Below are 19,479 nucleotides of genomic sequence, written 5' to 3'. Positions count from 1 at the left end.
GATCCGCCATGGCGAGAGGGGTTTCCGCGCGGCGGTACTCCGCCGTGGCGATCCTGCTGCACTGGGCGAGCGCGCTGGGCGTGCTCGTCCTGATCGGTCTAGGCCTGACCATGACCCATGCGGATTTGGCGCCACTGCGCCAGTTCCAGCTCTACCAGTGGCACAAGTCCGTCGGGATCACCGTGCTGGCGCTGACGGCCCTGCGCGTCCTCTGGCGCCTGACCCACCGGCCGCCGACCCACCCGGCCGGGATGCCGGCGCGGGAGCGCCGGGCGGCCGGGGCGGCGCACGCCCTGCTGTACCTGCTCCTCGTCGGGCTGCCCCTGACCGGCTGGGCCGTGGTGTCGCTGTCGCCGTTCAACATCCCGACGGTGCTATACGGGCTGGTGCCCTGGCCGCACCTGCCGCTGGCGGCGTTCGTGCCTGACCAAGTCGCGGCCGAGGGCCTCCTCAAGCGGGTCCACGCCCTGGGGGCGTGGTTCCTGGCGGCTTTGCTCGCCGTCCACGTGGCGGCGGCCCTGCGCCACCACCTCCTCCTGCGCGACGACGTGCTGCGCCGCATGCTGCCGGGGCGCCGGACCTTGACCGCTTGCCCGACCGTGGAGCCGACCCGATGAACGCGCGTCACCTCTGCCTGCTCGCGGCTCTCCAGACTGCGGCCCTGCCGGCGGCCGCCGCCGAGTGGGCGGTGGATCCGGCCAAGAGTGCGATCCGGTTCTCCGGCGTGCAGGTCGGCGTGCCGTTCACCGGGCGGTTCGAGCGGTTCAAGGCCGCGGTCGATTTCGACCCCGCCAAGCCCGAGGCGGGGCACGCGCTCGTGCTGGTCGACCTCGCCAGCGCGCGGACCGGGGATGTCCAGCGCGACCAGGCCCTGCCGCAGAAGGATTGGTTCGACGTCAAGGCGGCGAGCGAGGCGCGCTTTGAGGCGACCCGCTTCGTTGACAAGGGGCAGGGCGACTACGCGGCAATCGGGACGCTGACCATCCGCGGCACGAGCCGGCCCGTGACGCTGCCGTTCCATCTGACCCTCGAGGGCGGCGGGGCGCACGCCACCGGGCGCGTCGGCCTGGTCCGCACCGAGTTCGGCGTCGGGCAGGGGGCCTGGGCCTCGGGCCAGTGGGTGGCGCTCGATGTCGGGGTCGAAATCGACATCGTCGCGACGGCGCAGCCGGCGGGTGGCCACTGACGCGGGCCGCACAGACGCCCGGACCCGTCCTGATGCGCCGCTACCCCGGCCGGTCCTCCGACCCGGTCCCCAGCGCCCGCTGGACCATGACGCTGTCCGACCAGTGGCCGTACTTGAAGCCCACCGCCCGCAGGTAGCCGACCCGCTCGAATCCGCAGGCCTCGTGGAGCCGCAGGGAGGCCGCGTTCTCGGCGTCGATGTAGCCGATCATCTGGCGGTAACCGCCCGCCGCGCAGGCCTCGATCAGGGCCGGCAGCAGCCGCCGGCCGATCCCGGCATGGAGGTGGTCGGGATGCACGTAGATCGAGTGCTTGAGCGTGTAGCGGTAGGCCGGCCGCTTCCGGAACGGCACCGCGTAGGCGTAGCCCGCCACCGCGCCGTCCCGCTCGGCCACGAGGTGCGGCAGGCGCTTCTTGCGCATGGTCTTGCGCCGCCGCTTCAGGTCGTCGGGGAGCAGCCGGTTCTCCTCGGCGACGCCGACATCGCTGACGCCCCGGCTGATGTGGTGCTCGTAGATCGCCACCATCGCCTCGACATCGGCGTCCGAGGAGGCGCGGATGACGATGTCGGGGCAGGCGCGGGCCGGGATTAGGCCGGGCGTCTCGACCTCGATCTCCATCAGGCGCCCTCCCGCGCCACGTAGGTGTGGAAGCGGATTCGCCCGTCCGGGTCGACCTCGCGGTAGACGCCCTGGATCTCGGCCTCGAAGCCCGGGAACAGGTTGGCGGAGGCCTCGAACATCTTGAAATAGTCGAGCATGGGCTTGGCCCGCTCGTCGAGCCGCTCGCCCGGCAGAACCGTGCCGATGCCCGGGGGGTAGACCAGCATCAGCGTGGTGGCGATCCGCCCCTCGGCCTCGGCGATCGGCACGTAGTCGACCTTGTTGCGGGTCAGCAGCTGGGCGGCTTTCTTCGGCGGCATCACCATCTCGGGCAGGTGCTCGGGGGCGAATTGCCGCCGCTGCAGCGTCGAGGTGCCAGCCTCCCGGTGGAAGGCGTGGAGCTCGTTGCAGAGGTCGCGCAGGCGCACGCCGCGGTAGCGGTTCGGCCGGCGGTTGACGAATTCCGGCATGGCCTCCTCCAGCGCGACGTTGTCGTCGTGGAGCCGCTTGAAGGCGACGAGGCCCGAGATCAGCGTGCCGGCCTTGGAGGATTCGACCCCCGGGGTCAGCAGGAAGAGCAGCGAGTTCAGGTCGTTCTTCTCGGCGACGATCCGGTTCTCACGCAGGTACTGGGCCACGATCGGCGCCGGCACGCCGTGCTGGGCGTAGGCGCCCGTGTGCCGGTCGAAGCCGGGGGTCAGCACGGTGAGCTTGTTCGGGTCGGTGATGGCGTAGCCCGGCGCCACGTGGCTGAAGCCGTGCCAGCGGGCGCCCGGCTTCAGCTCCCAGTGGCGGGGCGTGGCGGCGAGCTCGTCGGTCGGCACGCTCTCCCACGGCACCTCGGCGCCGTCGGTGTTCACCGTCACGTCCGGCACGAAGGGGTCGAAGAACCAGCGCCGCGCGGGATCGCGCTCGTTCTCCTCGAACTCGCGGCGGATCGCCCGGACCTTCTTGCGCCACTCGATCCCGAGCCGGATCGTGTCGTCCCACAGGATCATGCCCGAGCGCCCCTTCATCATCTGGGCGCCGACGTCGAGGGAGGCGAACAGGGGGTAGAAGGGTGACGTGGAGGCGTGGACCAGGAAGCTCTCGTTGAGCCGCTTGTGCTCGACCCGCCGGGTCTGGCCGCGGATGTGCCCGTCCCGCGTGTGGATCTGCGAGGCCTGGCTGAAGCTCGCGAGCTGCTTGTGGGTCGACTGCGTGGCGACGATGCCGGGCGAGGTCTCGTCGAGCCCGGTCAGCCCCATGGCGAAGCGGCGGGCGTAGAGCGGGTGGAACTTCATGAAGCCCGCCCAGGCTTCGTCGAACAGGATGTAGTCGCAGAGGTCGCCGATCTTCTCCAGGATCTCCTGGGCGTCGTAGATCGTGCCGTCGTAGGTGCATTGCTCGATCACCGCGACGCGGAACGGCCGCTCCCGGCGCCACGCCTCCGGATCGGTCACCAGCGGGTTGCGGCGGATTTTTTCGCGGATCCGGGTCTCATCCAGCGCCTCGTGGAAGATCGGCCCGATCAGCCCGTAGGCGTTGCGGTCGGTCTCCAGAAAAATCGGGATGCCGCCGCCCAGGAACAGGGCGCCGTGGTGGGCCGCCTTGTGGTTGTTGCGGTCGAACAGGACGAGGTCGTCCTCGGCCACCAGGGAGGACAGGACGATCTTGTTGGAGGCGGAGGTGCCGTTCAGGACGAAGTAGGTCTTCTCCGCCCCGAAGATCTTGGCGGCCTCCTTCTGGGCCTTCAGCGCCGGGCCCTCGTGGGTCAGCAGGTCGCCGAGGTCGAGGACCGAGTTGTCGAGGTCGTCCCGGAAGATCGCCTCGCCCAGATGCTCCACGAAGATCCGGCCGATGGGGGACCGGTTATAGAAGATGCCGCCGTTGTGGCCCGGGCAGGTCCAGAGCTGGTTGCCCTTCTCGGCGTAGTCGACGAGCGCGCCGAAGAACGGCGTCTTGAGGGTCTCGGCGTATTGCGTAACCCGGCTGACGAGGCCGCGGGCGATGAATTCCGGCGTCTCCTCGGCGAGGAAGATGTAGCCGTCGATGAAGTCGAGGAGCTCGACCGGGATGTCCTCCAGCCGCTTGCGGCGAACCATGATGACGATCGGCATCTCCAGGCCGCGCCGGCGCATCATGTCGATGAGGGCGGCGGCCTTGCCGTCGAGGCCGCGCTTGCCCCAGTCGACCACGAGGCAGCCGACCGCCGCGTCGGTCTGGACCGCGATGGCCGCGTCCTCGACGCGCCGGGCGCGCACCACCTCGAAGCCGCGCTGCTCCACGGCCGCCACGATCTGGTTGAGGCGCGCGCCCTCGAGATCGTCCGGATCGAAGGCCGGGGCGCACATCAGGACCGTGAAGCGGCGGTGGAAGTCCATGGAGCCCTCTCTGGCCTCGGATGCAGCGCGTGGCTTTCCGGCCCGTCTGCGACGATTGCATGACACGCGACCGTGGTGGTGGCCGACCCGGAACGAAAGGTCGTGATCGGGGTGCGCCTCGGCCGGCTTCGGCGCGGCAACGCAGCTACGCGCGTGATGTCCCGGGGTGATAGTCCTCGCCGTCGTTCCGGGGCGCCGCAGGCGAGCCCGGACCCGGAGGTGCACGCCGGAGGCGGGCAATCCAGAACCACCATCGGTGCAGATGCTTGATGCGTCGGCGGATCTGGATCCCGGGCTCCGCTGCGCGGCCCCGGGATGACGGTGGTGATGCGGCTTCGGTCGCGGGGCTCCGGAGGACGCGACCGCTTCCCCTCAGGCGCCGATCACCGCGGCCATGGGCCTGAGCGCGATGCCTTGCGTGGCGAGCGCGTCGCGCAGCCGCGCGGCCATTGCCACGGCGCCCGGTGTGTCGCCGTGGACGCAGACGCTGTCGATCCGGGTCGGGATCCGCGCGCCGGACGCGCAGGTGATCGCCCCGTCGCCGAGCATCCGCACGACCCGCTCGGCCACCGCGTCGGGCGCGTGCAGCACCGCCCCGGGCAACTTGCGCGAGACGAGGTTGCCGTTATCCGCGTAGGCCCGGTCGGCGTAGACCTCGCGGACCAGAGGCAGGCCGAGCCGCTCGCCGGCGCGCTCGGTCTCCAGGCCGGGCATCACTACGAAGATCAGGTCGCGGTCCAGCGTCCGGATCGCCCGGGCCACCGCCAGCGCGAGATCCGCGTCCTCGTTGGCAATGTTGCCGAGCGCCCCGTGGGTCTTCACGTGCCGCACCGGGCAGCCCGCATCCTGCGCCAGCGCCAGCAGGGCACCGACTTGGTAGAGCACGGCCTTCTCGATATCTGCCGGCCGCTCGCCGTGAATCGGGCGCCGGCCGAAGCCCCAGAGATCGAGGAAGCCCGGATGCGCGCCGGCCTGGACGCCGTTCGCGGCGGCGAGCCGCAGGGTCTCGTGCATGACGAGCGGGTCGCCGGCGTGGAAGCCGCAGGCGATGTTGGCCGAGGTGGCGATGGTCAGCATCTCGGCATCGTCGCCCAGGCGGTAGACGCCGAAGCCCTCGCCCATGTCGCAGTTCAGGTCGACGATCATCGCGGGGCTCCCGGGAGTGTCACAGGGCGCGTCGGTGCGGCCAGACATCCGGGTTGACCAGCCCGCCGGGCCGCCGACCGGCGAGGACGTCGACCACCCGGCCCGCCGCGGTCTCGGCGGTGCGGATCAGCGCCGCCTCGGTGGAGCCGCCGACATGGGGCGTCAGGATCGCCCGCGCCTGGCGGCCGAGGGGATGGTCGGCGGGCAGGGGCTCCTGCGCGAACACGTCGAGCCCGGCGCCCGCGATCGTGCCGGCCTCCAGCGCCTCGATCAGGGCCGCCTCGTCGATCAGGCCGCCGCGGCTGGTGTTGATCAGGAACGCGTCCCGCTTCATCCGGGCGAGCTGCGCCCGGCCGATCAGGCCGCGTGTCTCCGGGGTCAGCGGCACGTGCAGCGAGACGATGTCGGCCTCAGCGAGGAGCGCGTCGACCGAGGCGGCCCGCAGCGCGCCGGCATTGGCGAAATCGGCGTCGGGGCGGCTCGGCCCGTAGGCCAGCACCCGCAGGCCGAGGGCGGCGCCGAGCCGCGCGGTCGCCTGCCCGATCGCCCCGAAGCCGACGAGACCAAGCGTCAGGCCGGCGAGCTCGACGAGGCGGGTGGTGAACTTGAAGCTGTCGTCGCCGGCCCGGACCGAGCGGTCGGCGCCGGGCAGGGCCTTGGCCAGGGTGAAGATCAGCGCCAGCGTCTGCTCGGCCACCGAGACGGCGTTGGCGCCCGGCGTGTTGACCACCACGATCCCGGCCTCAGTCGCCGCCGCCTTGGCGACGTGGTCGGTGCCGGTCCCGTGGACGCCGATCACCCGCAGGTCCGGCGCCGCCCCGATGGCGCCGGCCGGGAAGCCGGTGTTGCGGGTGATGACGGCGACGCAGCCGGCGACCTCGCGCGCCAGGGTCTCGGTGTCGGTGCCGCTGGCCGGGCGCGGCTCCAGCCCGGCCGCGCGCAGCCGGTCGAGGCCCGCCGCGTGGATCGGCTGGACGATGAGGCACGGACCGGTGATCACGGAAGGGCAGCCCCTGATGGGAAAGCGGTGGCGGAACGCAAGTCCGGCGCGGGGATCGTCTAGGCGCAGCGAGCCGTCCTGACAACGGGCGGACCCATTGGTCCCCGCCCGCGCGGGCGTCGACGGGAGAAAGCCTTACGCGTCCGCCGCGTCCGGGACGGTCTCGCTGAACGGCACCGTCAGAACCGGCTCGCCGGCCGCGTCGACGATCTCGAACGCGCAGGCGAACCAGTCCCGCTCGGCGTCCGAGCGGCCGCGGCGGACCAGGTCCTGGGCCGCCTGCAGCGCGTAGGCCCGCGGCGCCGCGGCGTCCGGCAGGACGCTGCTCTCCGGATCGATCGCGATCCGGCCGGTGCCGGCCCCGTCGCGGAAATTGAAGAAGGATCGGCCCATCAGGCGCCCACGATCAGCCGCGCGTATTCCGCCTCCGCCGCCCCGTAGCTGGCATCCGCCACCTGCCTGAGCGGCTCCCGGTCCAGGATCTGGACGCGGCCCCGCCGGCCGCGGATGCCGCCGCCCTCCAGGTTCTGCAGCGCCAGCGTGACGCCCGAGCGCTGCACGCCGAGCATCACCGACAGGAACTCGTGCTTGAGCGGCAGGTCGTCCCCGTCCACGCGGTCGTGGCACATCAGCAGCCAGCGCGCGAGGCGGGGCCCGAGCGTGAAGGTCGCGTTGACGTAGGCCGTGTGCCGCGCCTGCACGAGCTCGGTCTGCACGTAGTGCAGGAGCAGGCGGCGCAGGCCCGGGCTGGCTTCGGTCGCCGCCGACAGGGCGGCGGCCGGGATGCGCCAAGCCGCGCCCGGAATCTGGATGAAGCAGTCGCTCGCCACGCGGTCGGAGACTGGCGTGCCGATCTGTTGGATCAGCCGCAGGATTCCAGCCCCACTGACAATGAATTGGCAAGGTCTGGCCGCCATCGTTGCGGGGCGGCAGGGGCATGCCTGGCCGGGAATCCCGGACAGCCGCGCAACACACCAGCGATGTGGATCGGTCTCAAGACGGCAGCCATCATGAGCCGTGCGACGCCTGCGGAGACGACCGGGGCGGATCGCCTTCCGGGACCTCGCCCCCCGGGGCCTCCCCTCCTGCTGGCCTTTTCCCGCAGCCGGGACGGCGCCTCGGCGGTCGAGTTCGCGCTCGTGGCGTTGCCGTTCCTGGCGCTGGTCGGAGCCACCTTGGAGGCCGGCATCACCTATTTCGCGCAGGAGATCCTGCAGCAGGCGGTGACCGATGCCGGCCGCCAGATCTACACGGGCCAGTTCCAGGCGAACAATGCCGGCGTCACCAATTCCACGACGCTGCTGAACAACTTCCGCACCGCCATGTGCTCCCCCGGCGGCAAGCCGCGGGTCACGCTCTTCCCCTGCGCCAACGTGCGCATCAGCATCACGAAGGCCGCGAGCTTCAGCGCGGCCGCGCCCGTCCAGGCGACGGCGATCAATCCGAACACCGGGGTCTCGGACTGGAATGCGGGCTTCGCGTCGTACACCTGCGCGCGGGCGAGCGACGTCGTCGTCGTCCAGGCGGCGGTCGACATGCCGGTCTTCTTCCCGCTGCTCGGTGCGGCCAAGGCCACGCTGCCCAATGGGCGCCGCGTCCTCCAGGCCGCCGCCGTCTTCCAGGTCGAGCCGTTCACCTCGACCAACGCCTGCCCATCCAGCTCGTGACCGGGCCTGTCTTGCCTGGCCCTGTCCTGCCAACCCCTGTCCCGCCAAGCCTCGCCGGGCGGCCGATGCGGTTTCGGGATGACGCACGCGGGGTGGCGGCCATCGAGTTCGCGCTCGTCCTGCCGGTGCTCGTCGCGCTCTACTTCGGCATGACCGAGCTCGTGCGCGCCGTCGACACCAGCCGCAAGGCCACGCTCTACGCGCGCACCATCGCCGACCTGTCCGGGCGCGCCACCAACGGCAGCCCGACGGTGAGCGACATGGCCGCGATCCTGAACGCGTCCGGCGCGATCATGCGGCCCTACCCGACGACGGACCTGCAGGTCGCCATCCACGCCATGGGCGTCGAGAACGTCTCCGGGAACCTGCTCGGCGGCGTCTGCTCCAGCTATCCGCAGAACGCCCGCCCCGTCCTCACCCTCAACGGCAGCAACGGATTGCCGGCGACACCCGCGACCTTCCAGTACGACGGCGCCCGGTACATCCTGGCCGAGGTCTCCCTCGCCTACACGCCGGTCATCGGCTCGACCCTGTTCCGCTCGATCTTCGGCGGGCGGGGACTGGTGTTCAGCCGGCAAATCTCATGGGCCCAGCGCCTCGACAAGGGCGAGGTGATCATGCCGGGAGGCGCGAAGTGCCCGAACTTCTGATCCGACTCTCGGCCTGGCTTGCCGCCCGGGCGCGCCGGCCCGAGTCCGAAGCCGGCTTCGGGCGGGCGCGGAGCGGCCAGGTGGCGATCCTCTTCGCCGTCATGGCCATCCCGATGCTGTTCGCCTCCGGGGCGGCCATCGACCTCGGCCGGCGCAACGCTGCCAAGACCCAGCTCGATGTCGCGGTCGACGCCGCCGTCCTGGGGGTGATCACCCAGAAAACCAACACGCTCACCGACGTCATGCTCACCAACGCCCGCACGCAGTTCCTGGCGGATGCCGCGAAGGTCCCGGGCGTGACGATCACCTCGTTCGTCCTGACCCCGGCGCCGGGCGCCACGCAGGTCGGCCTGACCGCCGCCTACACCGCCACCGTGCGGACGACCCTCGGCAGCATGATGAACGTCGTGACGATGAAAATCGCCGGCCAGTCGGCCAGCGTGCGCAACGTCGCGCAATACATCGACTTCTACCTGCTCCTGGACAACTCGCCGTCGATGGGGCTCGCCGCCACCGCCGCCGACATCACCAACATGAAGCGCGTCGCCGGCAACTGCGCCTTCGCCTGCCACCTTCTCAACAGCAACGGCACCGAGAACACCAACGACAACTACAACATCGCCAAGAGGAACAACATCAAGCTCCGGATCCAGGTGCTGCGCGACGCCGTCGCAAACCTGGTGACCTCCGCCAAGTCGAGCATGAGCCTGACGCAGCAATTCCGGATGGAGATGTGGACCTTCAGCGACTTCCAGACCCGGCTGATCCAGCTGACTCCGTCGCTGGATCAGGTCAGCAGCGCGTCCACCGGGATCGATCTGGCGTATTCCTACCCGGATCAGCGTGACAGCCAGACCGCCTACGAGCGGGCGATGGCGAAGATGACCAGCGTGATCCCGGCGAGCGGCGACGGCGTGACCACCGCCACCCCGATCCGGTTTCTGTTCTTCGTCACCGACGGTGTCCAGGACACGCCCATCGACGGCGCGATGAGCAATGCGAGTTCCGGCTTCAAGATCAACAACAACCGGTTCATCAGCCCGATCAGCCCCTCGACGTGCCAGGCGATGAAGAACAACAACATCCGGATCGGTATCATCTACACGCAATACCTGCCGCTGTATGACAACGGCTTTTACAACGACAACGTGAAGCCTTTCGAGAACAAGATCGGTCCCCTACTGCAGAGCTGCGCGACCGACGGCCTGTATTTCCAGGTCTCGACCGACGGCGACATCAATAAGGCGATGCAGCAGCTGTTCAGCGCGGCCCTGGCTTCGGTGCGCATCACCAATTGAGTCCGGGCGGCCGCGGTGACCCGGGGCGCGTCGCACGGTCCGGAAGCGGACGTATCCTCGCCAAGGTGGACGTGTCATCACCCAGGCGGCCGCGCATTGCGGCGAACCCCAGCCTTGCCGCAGCGGTTCAGCCGTGACCAATGCGGGCACGGCTTGCCGCGAGCACTGCCCGCGATCATTCAGCCGTTGATCCGCTCCGGGCCTTCGCTCTCCCGCTCGCTTCTGCCGCCCTGAGAGGCCGCGACGGGTCACGCACACATTTCGGTGATTATGGCATCGGCGGGCGGATTAAGGAAACGCGCCGTGCGTGCGGCCGGAAATGCCACTATATTGCGCATTTGTTTCCAGTGAGGGGGATGAATTCGCAATTCATTAATTGATGCACATCAAGTTTCAGTCGTCACTTAACGAGGCTGCGGGTTGTTGCTGCAACCCCCGGCGGGGGCTGGAATCATGTCTTTATTCCGCAACCTCAGGATCATCGTAAAGCTCGCAATACCGGCGTTGATATTGGCAATTGTTGCCGGAAGCGTCGTGCTCATTGCGCGCGCAAATCTCAACGCTCTGGAGGATAATACGCGCGAGATCGTCGACATTCAGGCGATGCGCGCGATCATTGCGCTGCGCCTTGAGACCGCCGTGGACGAGGCGATCATTCGCGAGAAGAACGTCATCATCGAGACGGATGCCGTCGTGATGGCGGACCATCTCGAGCACTTCAAGGCCGCCAAGGAACGGGCCGTGACGGCGATCGATCGGCTCATCGCGATGGCCGACACCGAGACGCGCCGGACGACCAACGCGGGCATCAAGGCGGGCCTGCTCGACTTTTTCGCCGTGGCCGAGCGCTCCGTCGCCCTCGGGCTCAAGAACCAGAACGACGCCGCCGCGACCGTGTCGAACACCGAGGTCCGTCCGGCGCGGATGAAGATCGTCGAGGCGGTGACCAAGCGGGTCGAGGCCAATATCCGGGATCTGGAGGCTGCGAAGGTCAAGGCGGGGGAGACCGCCGACGCCGCGCGCCGGACCCTGACGCTGGGCGCGGCAATCGGCCTGCTGATCGCGTTCGGCCTGCTCGGCGCGATCGTCATCCAGGGCATCACCCGTCCCCTCGCCAATCTGGTCGCCGTGCTGCAGCGCATGGCGCAGGGCGAGATCGACTCGGAGATCAAGGAGGCCGTGCGCGGCGACGAGATCGGCGCGGTCGGCCGGGCGGTCGAGGGCATCAAGGCGATGGTCGCCCGCAAGGCCGCCGAGGAGGCGGAGATCAAGCGCCGCGCCGACGCTGCGGCCGCGGCCGAGCGGCGGCGCACGATGGTCGAGCTGGCCGACGGCTTCGAGCGCGCGGTGGGCGGCATCGTCGGCACCGTGTCGTCGTCGGCCACCGAGCTGCAGGCGACGGCCAGCACCATGACCGCCACCGCGACCGAGACGGCGACCCAGTCGACCACCGTGGCGGCGGCGGCGGAAGAGGCGGCCTCGAACGTCAACACCGTGGCGGCCGCCGCCGAGGAATTGGGGAGCTCCGTTCAGGAGATCGGCCGGCAGGTCAGCGGCTCGGCGCGCCTGGCGCAGCAGGCGGTTCTGGCGGCGGATCAGACGGCCGCCCTGGTCCAGGCGCTCAGCCAGACCTCCGCCCGGATCGGCGACATGGTCGGGATGATCTCGGGCATTGCGGGGCAGACCAATCTGCTGGCGCTGAACGCCACGATCGAGGCGGCGCGGGCCGGCGCGGCCGGTCGCGGCTTCGCCGTCGTCGCCTCCGAGGTGAAGGCGCTCGCCGAGCAGACCGGCAAGGCCACCGAGGAGATCGCCCGGCAGATCGGCGAGGTTCAGGGTGTCACGCACCAGGCCGTTTCGGCCATCGGCGGCATCACCGGTCAGATCCGCGAGATCGACGCGGTCGCCACCAGCATCGCGGCGGCGGTGGAGCAGCAGGGGGCGGCGACGCAGGAGATCGTCCGGAACGTCAGCCAGGCGGCGATGGGCGCCGGAGAGGTGACGAGCAACATCGTCGGCGTGGCCCAGGCCTCGGAGGAGACGGGGGCAGCCGCCAGTCAGGTGCTGTCGGCGGCGTCCGAACTCTCGCGCCAGTCCGAGCACCTCGGGGCGGAGGTCACGCGCTTCCTCGCCACGGTGCGGGCCGCCTGAGGGATCACACCGCGCCCACCCGGTAATGGCGGCCCGCGTCTCTGCGAGCGGAGCGACGCAATCCAGGGCAGCGCCAGGCTCACCGGCCTCGCGCTTCCCTGGGTCGTTTCGCTTCGTACGCAGCAGGGCGTTCAAAACGCCGGTTGGAAATCCAAGCGGAACGACGGCATCGGAACCTTGTCGCGGGTCCGCGTCCTGCTCAAGACGCGCAGGGCACCGGGACCGCGCCGCGAAGGCCGGAACGGTGGCCCGACCGCACACCAAAATGTTTCACATGAAACATTAACCAAAAACCGCCGCGCTCACCCCGCGGGTCTCAGAGCGGCGGGCGCCTGCGCGGCCGGCGTGCCCAGGGTCAGCCGCGCCTCCGCGGCGGCCTCGTCCGGGCCGGTCAGGAGCGTCATGGCCGCGCGATAGCCGTCCAGCGTCCCGACATCGACATAGGCCGAGCCCGCGCGCACGCCCAGCGCCCGGCCGCCCGCCGCCAGATAGGCGTTGACCAGGGTACCGATATACTCGTCGGCGCAGAGCCGGGCGCGCCAGAGCGCGTGCAGCTCGATCAGCACGCGGCCCGGCATCTTGAACGCGCCCCAGATCCAGTTGGTGGCGGCGTCCGGCTGCTTGACCTGGATCTCGCGCACCGCGCCGCTCCGGTCCGTCACCACCGCATCGAAATTCTCCGGCCGCTCGACCGGGAAGAGCAGGAACGACAGGGTGTCGTCGGGCAGCTGGATCAGCGCGTCCTGAGGCAGCCAGATCGTGTCCGGCAGGCCGACGATCACCGGCTCGTCCGGGGCGATCAGCGGCAGGGCGGAGAAGATCGCGTCGCACAGGCCGCTCGGCCGCGGCTGCACCACGTAGGCGATCGGGGTCTCGCCGTAGCCGGCGCCGAAATACTCGACGATGTCCGACTTGCCCGGGGAGATCACGAAGCAGATCTTGCGCGCGCCACCGCGGATCATCCGCTCGACCAAGTGCTCGCTGACCGCGCAGGGCCGCTCGACCCCGTCGCGCAGGCGGCTGCCCACCGGGAGCAGCTCCTTCGAGAAGGCGAGGGGCTGGATCCGGCTCCCCCGCCCGGCCGCCGGTACAATCCCCCACATGTCAGGCGCACTCCGCGGTTTCGGGACGATCGCGTTCCGCCAGCGCGCGCTCGAAATCGTCGAGGCGCCGCTCCGCGGTGTGGTCCGCCAGGGTGCGGGCCCGGCCCGCCTCGGCGATGCGGCGGATCTCGGCCTCGCTTCGGTCGAGCGCCGCCAGCACGTCGGTCTGGTCGCGGGCGATCAGGATCTCCTCTCCGGGCTGGAAGAAGGCGTCGAGACCCGCCCAGGCATCGCTGATCAGCGCGGTGCCGCAGGCGCTCGCCTCGAACAGGCGCCCGGAGGGGCACCAGCCCATGGCGGCCATTGCGGCGCGGGTGACGTTGAGGGTGAGGCGCGAAGCGGAGAAGAAGGCCGGGTGCTCCCCCGGCGGCAGATGGCGGACGAAGTGGATGTTCTCCGTCCAGGGGAAATCCGCCGGGTATTGCGCGCCGCCGATCAGGAAGCGCTGCTCCGGGCGCTGCCGCGCCGGTTCCACGAAGAGTTCGGTCAGAGCCGCCTGCCGGTCGGCCGCGTAGGTGCCGAGATAGGAGAGGTCGGCGCGGTACTGCGGCTGCGCCGCCGCCGGGCGATGGACCTCCGGGTCGACATGCCCGTAGAGCGGCCGCGCGCACCGGGCGCCGAGATCGTCGCGCAGGGCGTCGAGCGCCGCCCCACCCGTGTAGCTGAGGACGAGGTCGAACCCCGCCAGACCGCCGGGCCCGACATAGTCTACCGTCTCGCCGGCCCGCAGGCGTGCCAGGGTCACGGGGGTGTCGAGATCGTAGAAGACGCGTCGGGCTCGGGGCGCCGCCAGCACGATCTCAGTGGCGGCGCTTGCATCCGGGCAATAGGACGTGACCAGGGCCGCATCGGCCTCGGCGACCTCCCGCACGGCGCGGTCGCGGATCTCGGAGAACGCCTCGTACAGCACGAGGTCGCCACCCGGCAGCGCCGTCAGATCGCGGTGTTCGCGGTAGTACGGAACGTCGCGCTCGAAGAACACGACCCGGTGGCCGCGCCGGGCCATGGCCCGGCACAGTCCTCGCCAGAGGGTGGCGTGACCGTTGCCCCAGGACGAGCTCACGGTCAGACCGAAGACGACGATCTTCACCCGCGCTCCTGTTCCATCCGGCCCCAGCCCGCATGTGAAGGCCGAAGGGAGAACCTCACGGAACGGCTCTGGTTCGGTCGCCGGCACGAGAGCCCGGCCCTGTGGCTCCGGCGTCCTCGCCGGTCCGGGCGCGGCGGGCTAGCAACGTCACAGCATGACGACATCGAGCTGGCGCGATCTTCGGAACGAGAAGGCCCGGGCGCGGCTGGAGCGGGCCCTGCCGGCGGTCTTTCCCGCGCCGGTCCTGCAGCACGCCCTGGCGCGGCCCCTGATTCCGCCGACGCCGCGACTCGCCGTCGAGAGCTACTGGCGCGCCCACATCCTCCGGGCCGACCGGCTGGCGCGCGCCCTGGCGGCCCGGTCGGGGACGCCCGATGGCTGGACGTGGCAGCTCGGCGCGGAGGGTCGCGCCGGCAGCTTCCGAATGCCGCCCGCGCCCTACCGCGATCCGGCCTTCGCCCGGGGGCGGGGCGCCTGCTGCATCTGCGGCCAGCCGGTCTACAAGTTCGGCTGGCACCAAGACCTGTGGAATCGCGGCCAGCCGAACGCCAACGCGGCCTGGCACGCGGCCTGTGTCGCCGCCTGGAAGTTCTGGATCGCCCCGCACGCGCAGGTGCGGGTGCTGAAGCTCCGCCAGCGTCACCGCTGCGCGACTTCCGGCAAGCGGCTGCTGCGCAGTGCCGAGGTCGACCACGCCCTGCCGCTCTACCGGGTCTGGCGCGAGCACCGCACCCGGCCCTGGCCAGAGCTGCTCGCCTATTGGGGCACGCCGAACCTGCAGATCGTGAACCGGGCGGTCCACGTCGACAAGTGCCGCGACGAGGCGGCCGAGCGCTCCCAGACGCTGCGACTGTCCCGGTTCCGCGTGGTCGAAGACGAGTCCGGCTTCGAGGTGATCGAGGAGGCGTGAGCCGACAGGCTCAGCCGCCTACGGCCTCCAGGGCCCGCGACAGGTCGGCCAGGAGGTCGGCCTCGGCCTCCAGCCCCACCGACAGGCGCAGCAGACCGTCGGTGATGCCGGCGATCGTCCGCGCATCCGGATCCATCGCGGCATGCGTCATGGTCGGCGGATGGGCGACCAGGCTCTCGACGCCGCCCAGCGACTCGGCCAGCGTGAACACCCGGAGCGCCTCGACAAAGCTTTTCACCGCGTCGCGCCCGCCCGCCAGCTCGAAGCTCAGCATGGCGCCGAAGCCCGCCTGCTGGGCCTTGGCCAGGGCGTGTCCCGGATGCGTGGGCAGACCCGGATAATGCACGCGGGACACTGCGGGATGCGCGTCGAGGAAGGCGGCCAGGGCGGCGGCGTTCTTCTGCTGCTGCTCCACACGGACGAACAGGGTGCGCAGGCCCCGCAGGGTCAGATAGGCGTCCAGCGGCGAGCCAGTGACGCCGATCGTGTTCGCCCAGGCGGCCAGCTCCTCGCCCACAGCCTTGTCGGCGGCGATCACCGCCCCGCCGATGACGTCGGAATGGCCGTTCAGGAACTTGGTGGTGGAGTGGACGACGAGATCCGCCCCGAGGGCGATCGGCTGCTGCAGGGCCGGCGACAGGAAGGTGTTGTCGACCACCGCCAGCGCGCCCACGGCCTTCGCGTCCGCGGTGATGCGGCGGATATCCACGACCCGCATCAGCGGGTTGCTCGGCGTCTCGACGAGCACGACCTTCGGCCGCTCGGCCAGCGCCGCCGCGAGCGCGTCCGGATCGGTCTGGTCGACGAAGGCCACCCGGTAATGGCCCCGGGCGCTGCGGAAGCTGAGCAGGCGATGCGTCCCGCCGTAGCAATCATGCGGGGCGACGAGCAGGTCGCCCGGCCGCAGGCTCGACAGGGCGAGGTCGAGGGCCGCCATGCCGCTGGCGACCATGACAGCCCGGGCGCCGCCCTCGAGCTTGGCGATCGTATCGGCCAGCGCGTCCCGCGTCGGGTTGCCGAGGCGCGAGTAATCGTAGGGGCCGGCTTGCTCGAAAGCCGGGAACTTGAAGGTCGTCGACAGGTGGATCGGCGCGATCACGGCCCCGAAGGCTGCATCCTGGGCCACGCCGTTCGCCGCCGCAACGGTGCGGGCCGCTAATCCCTCGGACATCGATTCTCTCCTCGCCGGATCCGTGGCGCGTTCTTTATGGAGAACGGATCCGGCTTTCAAGAGAACGATCCTGCCGATCAGGTCTTCTCGGCAGGCAGGTGTGTCCGATGCGGTCGCCAGGGTGCCATGCTGGCGAAGACGCCGTCCCGGCGGATCAGCCCGTGCAGCAGCGCCGCCCCGAGATGAGCGAGGATCACGCCGAACAGGCCGTAGGCCAGCACGGTGTGGAGCTGCCGCAGGGCCGCGTAGAGCATCGGGTTCCCCGGCAGGATCGGCGGCAGCACGACCGGGCCGGCGAGCACGATCGGATAGCGGCCCGCCGACAGCATCGCCCAGCCGACCAGCGGCATCGCCAGCATGAGGCCGTAGAGCAGGAGATGCGAGCCGTGCGCGGCCCGCCGCTGCCAGGCCGGCAGGTCCTGCGGCAGGGGCGGGGGTGGGCGTCGCCAGCGGTTCGCCAGCCGCAGCACGGCCAGCAGCAGGATCAGGATGCCGAGCGGCCGATGCAGCGCCACCAGCGCGTGGTAGTCGGCCAGCGAGGCGACCATGGCGACGCCGATCAGCAGCATGGCCAGGATCAGCGCCGCCATGACCCAGTGGAGCAGGCGCGCCGGCCGGCTGAAGCGGGCGGAGGCGGTCATAGGCCGGCTCCCCGGTGCGGTACGTCCGTGACGGCGCTGGGCGTCTTCGCCTCGCCGGCGCGGCGGGTGAAGGATTGCGCGTAGGCGGCCGAGCGGGCGCTCAGGAGCGGGTCGTCGCTCGACGCGATGCCGTTCGGCAGCACCAGGGGATCGAAGTTGATGTCGCGGCAATTGCCGGCCGCCTCGGGCGTCGCTTCCGTGAGGGTCAGCGTGCCGACATCCACGGCCTCGCGCTCCGCGGGCCAGGGCCGGGTCGCGTCGGCGGTCGGATCCTCCGCCTGCGCGAGCGTCACGACGAGGTGCCAGCGTTGCGGGCCCTGCCGCAGCTGCGCGGCGAGAGCGTCGAACAGGTAGTTCTTGTCGCCCCGCGCGGCCTGGGCGGCGGTCTCGGGCGCCGCCGTGCCGTCCGGGACGAAGGCCCAGCGCACCGCCCGCGTGTTGCCGTCGGCGGCCACGAACCGGAAGGCGTTGAGGCTCCAGTAGGTGCTGTCGGCAAAGCCCGAGGTCACCATCCGGGTCTTGATCAGCGCGGCGGCCTTGGCGCTCTCGGGATGCGCGGCGAAGAAGGCCTTCAGGCGCTCCGGGTCCGGCTTGCCGGTGGCGGGATCGGGCTGGGCGGCGCGGAGCTGTTCGTAGAAGTCCTCCGGGGTGCGCACGGGGAAGACCGGGATATTGTTCACGCCGGTGCGCCATTCCTCGCCGTCCGGAAGACGGAAGCGCAGGGCGAGGCTGCGCACGGTGGTCCCGGCATCCGCCGCGTAGGGCTGGCCGCCCGCCAGCGCGACCCGCCCCTCGACGGGCGTCACGCGTCCCGCCGAGAACACGCCCGCCCGGGATAGCCGCACCCCGGCGCCGTTGCCGGTGAAGGTGCCCGCCACGCACAGGCCCTTGGCGTGGTTGCGCCGAAAACCGGGATGCGGCCCGTTCACCTGCTCGAAGCGGTCGACGACCCGTGCCGGGGTGAGGCGGCCGGGCGAGAGCCAGCCGCCCGCAGCCGACGAAGGTGCCGCCCGTCGTGCCGACCACAGCGCCGATGGCGGCAAGGCGCAGCAGCAGGGTGCGCGGGCGCATCCCGGGCGGAGCCCCGGTGAGGTCGTGCAGAAGCGTCATCAAGTCCCTCGTGAATAGGCCGCGATGGGGCCTATTCGACCGGGGGACGAGGCGGTTTCACGCGCGGCCCAACGGAAGCTATGCGCTGGCGACGGCCCCGGGTTGCACCGTGGGACGTGCCCGCGGACCCAGTCAGGCGGCGCGGATCTCGGCCGGTGCGGCGGGCGCGGCGTCCGGCGTCTCGGCCCCGTCCTCGAGGCCGGCGGCCTCCTGGGCCATGGCCTGGGCGAGAAGCCGGGCCCGCCCGGCCCAGAGGTCGCGGGCGCCGCGCATGGCGCCGAGCCGGTCCTCGGCCGCGGCCAGGGCGACCTGCAGGGCGTCGATCTCGGCCCGCAGGTCGGTGGTGCGCTGCCGCTCGCTCGCCAGGGCCGCCTTGAGCACCGACAGGGCCGCCTCGGTCGCCCCGCGGGCCCCGGCGGGCCGGGCCGCCTCGCTCCGGGGCCGCGCCTCCACGACGGCCGGCGCCGGCGGAACATCGGCGGCCGCCATCCCCGAATCCGGACGGAGCTGGGCGATCTCGGCCCGCACCTGCGCGACGTCGAGCCCGGCCGCACCGCGCGTCTCGGGTGCCGGCGCGGCGGGCGGCGCGGCCAGCTCGGCGGCCGGAATCCCTTCCTCCTCCATGACCAGGCCGTGCAGCATGGCGAAGACTTGGTCACCGTCGAGACGCGCGAGATCGAACCCGCTCTCGGAGGCGAGGCTGTTGAACCGGGCCTGCCCGTGCGACGACTGGCCCACGAAGGCCATCGACCAGTTGGTGAAGCCGCGGCTCTCGGCCGGTCCGCATTGCAGGACCGTCACGTCGCTGTGGCGGAGATCGCGCTGGATCCGCTCGAACGTCGCCTCGACCCCCCGGCGCGGGCCCTCCAGCACCTGCGCGAAAGCGCCCGCGTTGAACATCAGTGCGCCGGTCACGCCCACCTCCTGGTTGTTCCGCTGCGAGGCGTCCAGGATCTGGCGGACGGCCGCCATCACCTCTTCTTCCGGTCCCTGGAGCAGGTTCTTGCTGGCGTAGACGAGGCGGTAGAGGTCGCTCATGGCATTGCGTCCGGAAGAAAGAGGGTCAGGCCTGCGGGTAGCTGGCGAAGACCCGGGCGAGGTCTTCGGTGGGGACGGGCTTGCTGATCAGGTAGCCCTGGACGTCGGTGCAGCCCTCCAGGCGAATGCGCTGCATCTGCTCGGAGGTCTCGACGCCCTCGGCGACCGTGGTCATCCCGAGGCTCTTGCCGAGGCCCGCGATCGCCCGGATGATCGCCTCGCCGTCGGGCTTGCTCGTCAGGTCCTTCACGAAGGAGCGGTCGATCTTGATCTTGTCGAACGGGAACGAGCGCAGGTAGCTCAGCGACGAGTAGCCGGTGCCGAAATCGTCCATGGAGACGCGCACCCCGAGCT

19 protein-coding genes and 1 pseudogene (1 of these 20 only partly in view) are annotated in these 19,479 nt (G+C 70.9%); 7 read left to right on the top strand and 13 right to left on the bottom strand.

Features of this window, described 5'->3' with window-relative positions; all coding sequences use genetic code 11:
- The first annotated feature begins 8 nt into the window (after nucleotides 1-8).
- Entirely contained in the window at nucleotides 9-617 is a 609-nt protein-coding gene (locus ABIE45_RS03295) for a cytochrome b/b6 domain-containing protein (RefSeq protein WP_192710672.1), read from the top strand.
- Nucleotides 614-1,186, top strand: coding sequence for a YceI family protein (locus ABIE45_RS03290; RefSeq protein WP_192710673.1), 573 nt, complete (start codon nucleotides 614-616; stop codon nucleotides 1,184-1,186). The genes ABIE45_RS03295 and ABIE45_RS03290 overlap by 4 nt, the downstream gene beginning before the upstream one ends.
- Nucleotides 1,187-1,226: 40 nt before the next feature.
- On the opposite strand, the gene ABIE45_RS03285 is transcribed toward ABIE45_RS03290, so the two are convergent.
- The 6 genes from ABIE45_RS03285 to ABIE45_RS03260 all read right to left on the bottom strand — a co-directional run bounded on the left by ABIE45_RS03285 (nucleotide 1,227) and on the right by ABIE45_RS03260 (nucleotide 7,126).
- Nucleotides 1,227-1,805 carry a GNAT family N-acetyltransferase gene (locus ABIE45_RS03285; RefSeq protein WP_192710674.1) on the bottom strand — a complete coding sequence of 193 codons (579 nt, stop codon included), beginning with the start codon at nucleotides 1,803-1,805 and terminating at the stop codon, nucleotides 1,227-1,229.
- Nucleotides 1,805-4,150, bottom strand: a complete 2,346-nt coding sequence (locus ABIE45_RS03280; RefSeq protein WP_192710675.1) for an Orn/Lys/Arg decarboxylase N-terminal domain-containing protein — start codon at nucleotides 4,148-4,150, stop codon at nucleotides 1,805-1,807. The genes ABIE45_RS03285 and ABIE45_RS03280 overlap by 1 nt, the downstream gene beginning before the upstream one ends.
- Nucleotides 4,151-4,522: 372 nt before the next feature.
- Nucleotides 4,523-5,296 (bottom strand): 5-oxoprolinase subunit PxpA, encoded by a 774-nt coding sequence (locus tag ABIE45_RS03275; protein ID WP_192710676.1) that lies wholly within the window; start codon nucleotides 5,294-5,296, stop codon nucleotides 4,523-4,525.
- 19 nt (nucleotides 5,297-5,315) lie between these two features.
- Nucleotides 5,316-6,296, bottom strand: a complete 981-nt coding sequence (locus ABIE45_RS03270; RefSeq protein WP_192710677.1) for a hydroxyacid dehydrogenase — start codon at nucleotides 6,294-6,296, stop codon at nucleotides 5,316-5,318.
- 135 nt (nucleotides 6,297-6,431) lie between these two features.
- Complete coding sequence (locus ABIE45_RS03265) at nucleotides 6,432-6,689, bottom strand: hypothetical protein (protein WP_192710678.1); 258 nt, start codon at nucleotides 6,687-6,689, stop codon at nucleotides 6,432-6,434.
- Nucleotides 6,689-7,126, bottom strand: a complete 438-nt coding sequence (locus ABIE45_RS03260; RefSeq protein ID WP_373622137.1) for a Crp/Fnr family transcriptional regulator — start codon at nucleotides 7,124-7,126, stop codon at nucleotides 6,689-6,691. The genes ABIE45_RS03265 and ABIE45_RS03260 overlap by 1 nt, the downstream gene beginning before the upstream one ends.
- A 180-nt stretch (nucleotides 7,127-7,306) precedes the next feature.
- Between ABIE45_RS03260 and ABIE45_RS03255 the strand changes: the two genes are divergently transcribed.
- The 4 genes from ABIE45_RS03255 (at nucleotide 7,307) to ABIE45_RS03240 (ending at nucleotide 12,062) form a co-directional block, all read left to right on the top strand.
- Nucleotides 7,307-7,963: a TadE/TadG family type IV pilus assembly protein gene (locus ABIE45_RS03255; RefSeq protein ID WP_192710680.1), complete on the top strand. Its 657-nt coding sequence runs from the start codon at nucleotides 7,307-7,309 to the stop codon at nucleotides 7,961-7,963.
- A gap of 92 nt (nucleotides 7,964-8,055) precedes the next feature.
- Nucleotides 8,056-8,613, top strand: a complete 558-nt coding sequence (locus tag ABIE45_RS03250; protein ID WP_373622135.1) for a TadE/TadG family type IV pilus assembly protein — start codon at nucleotides 8,056-8,058, stop codon at nucleotides 8,611-8,613.
- Nucleotides 8,598-9,911 (top strand): TadE/TadG family type IV pilus assembly protein, encoded by a 1,314-nt coding sequence (locus ABIE45_RS03245; protein ID WP_373622134.1) that lies wholly within the window; start codon nucleotides 8,598-8,600, stop codon nucleotides 9,909-9,911. The genes ABIE45_RS03250 and ABIE45_RS03245 overlap by 16 nt, the downstream gene beginning before the upstream one ends.
- A gap of 453 nt (nucleotides 9,912-10,364) precedes the next feature.
- On the top strand, nucleotides 10,365-12,062 hold the full coding sequence (locus ABIE45_RS03240) for a methyl-accepting chemotaxis protein (RefSeq protein WP_192710683.1): 1,698 nt from the start codon (nucleotides 10,365-10,367) through the stop codon (nucleotides 12,060-12,062).
- Between the two features lie 302 nt (nucleotides 12,063-12,364).
- Here the strand turns inward: ABIE45_RS03240 and ABIE45_RS03235 are convergent, their stop codons facing one another.
- Both ABIE45_RS03235 and ABIE45_RS03230 read right to left on the bottom strand, forming a co-directional pair.
- Entirely contained in the window at nucleotides 12,365-13,165 is an 801-nt protein-coding gene (locus tag ABIE45_RS03235; protein ID WP_192710684.1) for a nucleotidyltransferase family protein, read from the bottom strand.
- Between the two features lies 1 nt (nucleotide 13,166).
- Nucleotides 13,167-14,255: a glycosyltransferase gene (locus ABIE45_RS03230; protein WP_192710685.1), complete on the bottom strand. Its 1,089-nt coding sequence runs from the start codon at nucleotides 14,253-14,255 to the stop codon at nucleotides 13,167-13,169.
- A 154-nt stretch (nucleotides 14,256-14,409) separates the two neighbouring features.
- Between ABIE45_RS03230 and ABIE45_RS03225 the strand changes: the two genes are divergently transcribed.
- Entirely contained in the window at nucleotides 14,410-15,165 is a 756-nt protein-coding gene (locus ABIE45_RS03225; RefSeq protein WP_192710686.1) for a hypothetical protein, read from the top strand.
- 10 nt (nucleotides 15,166-15,175) lie between these two features.
- On the opposite strand, the gene metB is transcribed toward ABIE45_RS03225, so the two are convergent.
- From metB to ABIE45_RS03200, 5 genes and pseudogenes are all read right to left on the bottom strand, one after another.
- Complete coding sequence (metB, locus tag ABIE45_RS03220) at nucleotides 15,176-16,336, bottom strand: cystathionine gamma-synthase (RefSeq protein WP_192710687.1); 1,161 nt, start codon at nucleotides 16,334-16,336, stop codon at nucleotides 15,176-15,178.
- 77 nt (nucleotides 16,337-16,413) lie between these two features.
- Nucleotides 16,414-16,977 (bottom strand): cytochrome b/b6 domain-containing protein, encoded by a 564-nt coding sequence (locus tag ABIE45_RS03215; RefSeq protein WP_192710688.1) that lies wholly within the window; start codon nucleotides 16,975-16,977, stop codon nucleotides 16,414-16,416.
- Nucleotides 16,974-18,087 (bottom strand): annotated as a pseudogene (locus ABIE45_RS03210) (catalase family peroxidase). The gene ABIE45_RS03215 and the pseudogene ABIE45_RS03210 overlap by 4 nt, the downstream one beginning before the upstream one ends.
- 132 nt (nucleotides 18,088-18,219) lie before the next feature.
- Entirely contained in the window at nucleotides 18,220-19,125 is a 906-nt protein-coding gene (locus ABIE45_RS03205) for a BLUF domain-containing protein (protein ID WP_192710690.1), read from the bottom strand.
- A gap of 25 nt (nucleotides 19,126-19,150) precedes the next feature.
- Nucleotides 19,151-19,479, bottom strand: partial view of an EAL domain-containing protein gene (locus tag ABIE45_RS03200; protein WP_192710691.1) — the 3' portion only. It continues 1,399 nt past the right edge of the window; 329 of the gene's 1,728 nt are visible here — the last part of the coding sequence; its start codon lies off the right edge, out of view; it ends in the stop codon at nucleotides 19,151-19,153.

The sequence above is a fragment of the Methylobacterium sp. OAE515 genome (assembly GCF_041806315.1).
GTDB lineage: Bacteria > Pseudomonadota > Alphaproteobacteria > Rhizobiales > Beijerinckiaceae > Methylobacterium > Methylobacterium tardum.
The sequence above is the reverse complement of the archived record's forward strand: the minus strand, read 5'-3'. Positions and strand labels throughout refer to the sequence as shown.